The organism is Halochromatium sp. (assembly GCF_046541315.1).
Classification (GTDB): Bacteria; Pseudomonadota; Gammaproteobacteria; order Chromatiales; family Chromatiaceae; genus Lamprobacter.
On sequence record NZ_JBKHDN010000197.1, the window covers coordinates 1 to 5,168 of the forward strand.

At 68.5% G+C, this 5,168-nt stretch carries 4 protein-coding genes; all 4 read left to right on the top strand.

What is annotated here, in order from left to right:
• On the top strand, window positions 1-1,282 hold a 1,282-nt coding region (locus ACLFQI_RS11405; RefSeq protein ID WP_410759430.1), incomplete at its 5' end, for a glycosyltransferase.
• Window positions 1,282-2,409, top strand: coding sequence for a glycosyltransferase (locus tag ACLFQI_RS11410; RefSeq protein ID WP_410759431.1), 1,128 nt, complete (start codon window positions 1,282-1,284; stop codon window positions 2,407-2,409). The genes ACLFQI_RS11405 and ACLFQI_RS11410, both read left to right, overlap by 1 nt.
• A gap of 165 nt (window positions 2,410-2,574) precedes the next feature.
• Window positions 2,575-4,113, top strand: coding sequence for a glycerol kinase GlpK (gene glpK, locus ACLFQI_RS11415; RefSeq protein WP_410759433.1), 1,539 nt, complete (start codon window positions 2,575-2,577; stop codon window positions 4,111-4,113).
• A 20-nt stretch (window positions 4,114-4,133) separates the two neighbouring features.
• Window positions 4,134-5,147 (top strand): agmatine/peptidylarginine deiminase, encoded by a 1,014-nt coding sequence (locus tag ACLFQI_RS11420; RefSeq protein ID WP_410759434.1) that lies wholly within the window; start codon window positions 4,134-4,136, stop codon window positions 5,145-5,147.
• Window positions 5,148-5,168 lie beyond the last annotated feature (21 nt).

Below are 5,168 nucleotides of genomic sequence, written 5' to 3' on the forward strand. Positions count from 1 at the left end.
AGCACTCACGCCGGCGAGCACGAGCGCGCCGCGCCGGCGACTGGCCATGATCGGCTTCCGCCACGGCAGCGGTGGCGTCGGGCGTGTGATGACGACGCTGATTGACGCCCTGGTCGAGCTGGGCATCGAGATCGATTTGCTGCTACCGTGCGCGGAGCATCCAGACCTGCACGCGCTCCGGGGTCAGGTCAATCGGTTCGTCATCGATCTCGATCCACTCAGGCCCGCCGAAGCCACGCTGCTTGAGTATCTGCGCCAGCGCCGGCCCGAGGCCATCCTCAGCAACCGGGATCAGAGCCATAAACTGCTCATGCGACGGGCGCTTGCCGGCGAGCGCCCCTTCACCGCCTTTCGCATCGGCACCAATGTGCCGGAGCGGCTCAAGCGCAACAGTCCCTGGACCGCGACCTGGAACCGCTGGCGGCTCGCCGCGCTCTATCGGCAAGCCGACCTGCTCATCGGCAACTCGTCCGGGGTCAGTGCCGCCTTGCGGCGCATGCTGAGTCGGGGACCGACCCAAGACCGCCGCCAACCGCGCATCGAAACCATCCTCAATCCGGTCGATGCCGAGGCCATCGCCCGTCTTGCCAGCGCGCCGATGTCGCATCCTTGGCTCAAACAGAAGTCCGGCCCGGTCATCGTCAGCGTCGGCCGTCTGGTGCGCGCCAAGCATTTCGGTCTGTTGCTGCGGGCCTTCGCGTTGCTACCGCCCGCGCTCGGGGCACGTCTGATGATCTGCGGCAGTGGCGGCCAGCATGATCGGCTGCAGGCGCTGGCAACGCGACTCGGGGTGGCGGATCGGTTCGAATTGCTCGGCTATCAGTCGAACCCGTTTCGCTACGTCGCCGTCGCCGACCAGTTCGTTTGCTCATCGCTGTTCGAGGGCTCGAGTAACGCCCTCATCGAGGCCCTCGCGCTCGGCACGCCCTGCGTCTCGACCGACTGTCCAAGCGGCCCGCGCGAGATCCTCGACGAGGGCCGCCTCGGGCCCTTGGTGCCGGTCGATGATCCCGTCGCCTTGGCCGAAGCCATGCGCGCGGTGCTCGCGGCGCCGCTGCCCGCCGAGCGCCTGCGCGCGGGCGCCGAACGCTTCGATCCAGGGCGCAGCGCCGCGCATTATGCGCAGGTGCTGGGGTTGCGTCCGGCAAGGCCGGAAACGGCCGCCGGCGCCGCGCTCGACGCGGCGGATATGGCCGTTCGAACTGATCGCCGGACGCCACTCGTCGACCAGCCCAGGTCCAACGCAATGGCCGTATCGGCAAATCGGGGCGAAGGGTTCTAATGTTAGCGCGCCGCGAAGCAACCACCGTCGGGCGCATTGCGATCTTCGCCGCCACCTCCGGCCATAGCGGCGTCGACCGGATCCTCGTCAACCTGATCGAGCAGTGGGCGGCCTGGGGGCTGCGGGTCGATCTGCTGCGGGTGCGTCGGCACGGACCACGGCTTGAGCCTGTTCCTGAAGGCGTGCGCTGCATCGATCTCGGCTGCTCGCATGTGAATACCGCCCTGCCCGCGCTGGTGCGCTACCTCAAACGCGAACGCCCGCGCGCCCTGCTCTCGGACAAGGACCGCGTCAACCGCATCGCCATCCTGGCGCGTGGGCTGGCGCGCCGCCCGAGCGTTCTTGCCGTGCGCCTCGGCACCACGGTCTCGGTCAATCTCGCGAGTCGCGGTCTGCTCGAACGCTGGTTGCAGCGCGCCTCGATCCGCCTGCTGTATCGGTTCGCCGATCGTCTCATCGTGCCCTCGGACGGCGTCGCCACCGACCTGGTCGAACGGTTCGGCGTCGAGCGCACGCGCATCCAGGTCGCCCATAGTCCCATCGTCTCGGCGCGGCTGGAGCGCTTGGCGCGGGAACCGATCGCGCATCCCTGGCTTGCCTCCGACGCGCCGCCGTTGATCCTCGGGGTCGGCGAACTCGGCGCTCGCAAGGACTTCGCCACCCTGATCCGCGCCTTCGCGCTGGTACGGGCCGAACGCCCTTGTCGGCTACTGATCCTCGGGCGCGGACGTCAGCGCGAGCGCCTGCTGGCGCTGGCGTCCGATCTCGGTGTCGCCGAGGCGCTCGATCTGCCCGGCTTCGTCGCCAATCCCTACCCATACATGCGCCAAGCGGCGGTGTTTGCGCTGACCTCGCGCTGGGAGGGATTGGGCATCGTGCTGGTCGAGGCGCTGGCCTGCGGCACGCCCGCGGTGAGCACCGATTGTCCGTCCGGCCCGCGCGAGATCCTCGGCGCCTGCTGTCCGCAGGCATTGGTGCCGGTCGGGGACCATCGGGCCCTGGCCAGGGCGCTCGGCGAGACGCTGGCGCGGCCGCCGGCGCCAGCGCTGTTGCGCGCGCGCGCGCGGGCCTTCGCGGTCGACGCGAGCGCGCGTGCCTATCTGGCCGCGCTCGGTTGCGAGATCTAGCCGTGCCGCCTGCTCGGCGGGCAAAACGCGCCGAACACCATGGTCGACACTGGCTCGGGTCCGGCCAGCGAGGCGCCAACGGCGAGCGCATATCCAGCCAATGCGCGAATCGCTTACCATCGCCGACACCGTCCTGAGCACTTCGGAGATTCACCCATCATCGCCATGAAAGACGGCGTCATCCTCTCGATCGACCAGGGCACCACGGGCACGACGGTGCTGCTCTTCGACCATGCTGGCGCGATCCGCGGGCGCGCCCACTCCGAATTTACCCAGTATTATCCGCAAGCGGGCTGGGTCGAGCACGATGCCGAGGAGATCATTGCCGTCACCATGAAGGTGATCGCCGATGCCTTGCGCGCCGGCGCTATCGTCCCGGACGCGATCCAGGCCATCGGCATCACCAATCAGCGCGAGACCGCAGTGCTCTGGGAGCGCGCCAGCGGCAAGCCGGTCGCGCGCGCCATCGTCTGGCAGGATCGACGAACCGCCGACGAGTGCGCCGACCTCAAGGCGCGCGGCCTCGGCGAGCTGATCCAGCGTAAGACCGGCTTGGTGATCGATCCCTACTTCTCCGCCACCAAGGTCAAGTGGATGCTCGACCACATCCCCGGCCTGCGGGCGCGCGCCGAGCGCGGCGAGATCTGCTTCGGCACCATCGACTCCTGGCTGGTGTTCCGGCTCACCGGCGGCAAGCGCCACATCACCGATTATTCCAACGCCTCGCGCACCCTGCTCTATCACATCCGTGAGCTGCGCTGGGACGAGGAGCTGCTCGCGCTCTTGGAGATCCCGGCGGCGATGCTGCCCGAGGTGCGCCCCTCATCGGAGATCTATGGCGAGACCGATCCGCAGATGTTCTATGGCACGCGCGGTATCCCGGTGGCCGGGATCGCCGGCGACCAGCAGGCGGCCCTGTTCGGCCAGGCCTGCTACCAGCGCGGCATGGCCAAGAACACCTATGGCACCGGCTCCTTCGTGCTGATGAACACCGGCACCGAGGCGGTGACCAGCCACGAGCAGCTACTCACCACCATCGCTTGGGGGATCGGCGACGAACCGGTCGAGTACGCGCTCGAAGGCGCGATCTTCGTCACTGGCGCGGCGGTGCAATGGCTGCGCGACGGGCTGAAGATGATCGACCACGCCAACGAGACCCGCGAGCTGGCGCACGCGGTGCCCGAGAACGAGGGCGTCTATTTCGTGCCGGCGCTGACCGGGCTCGGCGCCCCGCATTGGGACCCTTACGCGCGCGGGCTGCTGATCGGCCTCACGCGCGGCACCAGTCGCGGCCATGTGGCCCGCGCGGTGCTCGAGAGCATGGCCTATCAGACCCGCGATGTGATCGAGGCGATGCAGCGCGATTCCGGCATCACGTTGAAGGAGCTGCGCTGCGATGGCGGCGCTGCGGTGAACAGCGTGCTGATGCAGTTCCAGTCCGACATCCTTGGCGTGAAGGTCGAGGTGCCGAGCATCGTCGAGACCACCGCGCTTGGCGCCGCCTATCTGGCCGGTCTCGCGGTCGGCTTCTGGGAGAGCCGCGCGGAGATCGCCGAGCAGTGGGCGCTGGATGTGCGCTATCGCCCGCACTTCGATGCAGCCAAACGCGAGCAGCTGTTCCAGCGCTGGCATCGCGCGGTGGAACTGGCGAAGGGCTGGGCGCGTGACATTGAAAGCCCGTTGCAGCAAGGCGATCCGCAATGAGCGCGAGGATCGCCCGGCCCATGCAACGCCTCCCCGCCGAATGGGAACCGCAAGCGGCGATCATGCTGACCTGGCCGCACCCCGGCACCGATTGGGCCCGGCAGCTCGACGCCGTCGAGCGCGTCTACCAGCGGCTCGTGCCACTGATCGGCCGCGATCAGGAGGTGCTGATCGTCTGCCGGGATGCGCCACACCGGGCCGCGATCCAGGCGCAACTGTCGGCGTCCAGCGTCGCGCGCATCCGGTTTGCGATCGCCCCCAGCAACGACACCTGGGCGCGCGATCACGGCCCGATCAGCGTCATCGACGGCGCCAGCGGCCAGCGCTGCCTGATCGATTTTCGCTTCGACGGCTGGGGCGGCAAGTATCCGGCCGCGCTCGACGATCGGATCACCGCCACCGTCTTTGCCGGCGACGAATGCCTTGAGTCCAGTGCGCTGGTGCTCGAAGGCGGCGCCATCGAGAGCGACGGCGCCGGTAGCCTCCTCGCGGTGCGCCGCACCCTGGTCGATCCACAGCGCAATCCAGGCTGGAGCCAGGCTGCCATCGAGGACGAGCTGCGCATCCGACTCGGGATCGAGCGCTTCCTCTGGCTCGAACACGGTCAGCTCAGCGGCGACGATACCGACGGCCACATCGACACCCTGGCGCGCTTCTGCGATGCGCGGACGATCGGCTATGCGGCAAGCAGCGACCCCGCGGATGCCGACCACCCGGTGCTAGAGCAACTCGCCGCCGAACTGCGCCGGTTACGCCAGCGCAACGGCGAACCCTATCGTCTGGTCGCGCTGCCGCAGCCGGCGCCCATCCACGACGACGACGGCCAGCGCCTGCCGGCGGGCTATGCCAACTTCCTCATCACCAATCGCTCCGTTTTGGTGCCGGTCTACGCTGATCCAGCCGATGCCATCGCCTGCGAACGCCTCGCCAGCTGTTTTCCCGGCCGCCGCATCGAGCCGGTCGATTGCCGACCGTTGATCCGCCAGGGCGGCAGTCTGCATTGCATCACCATGCAGCTGGCAGCCAACCGCTAGCCATGCTCTCAGTAGCGATCC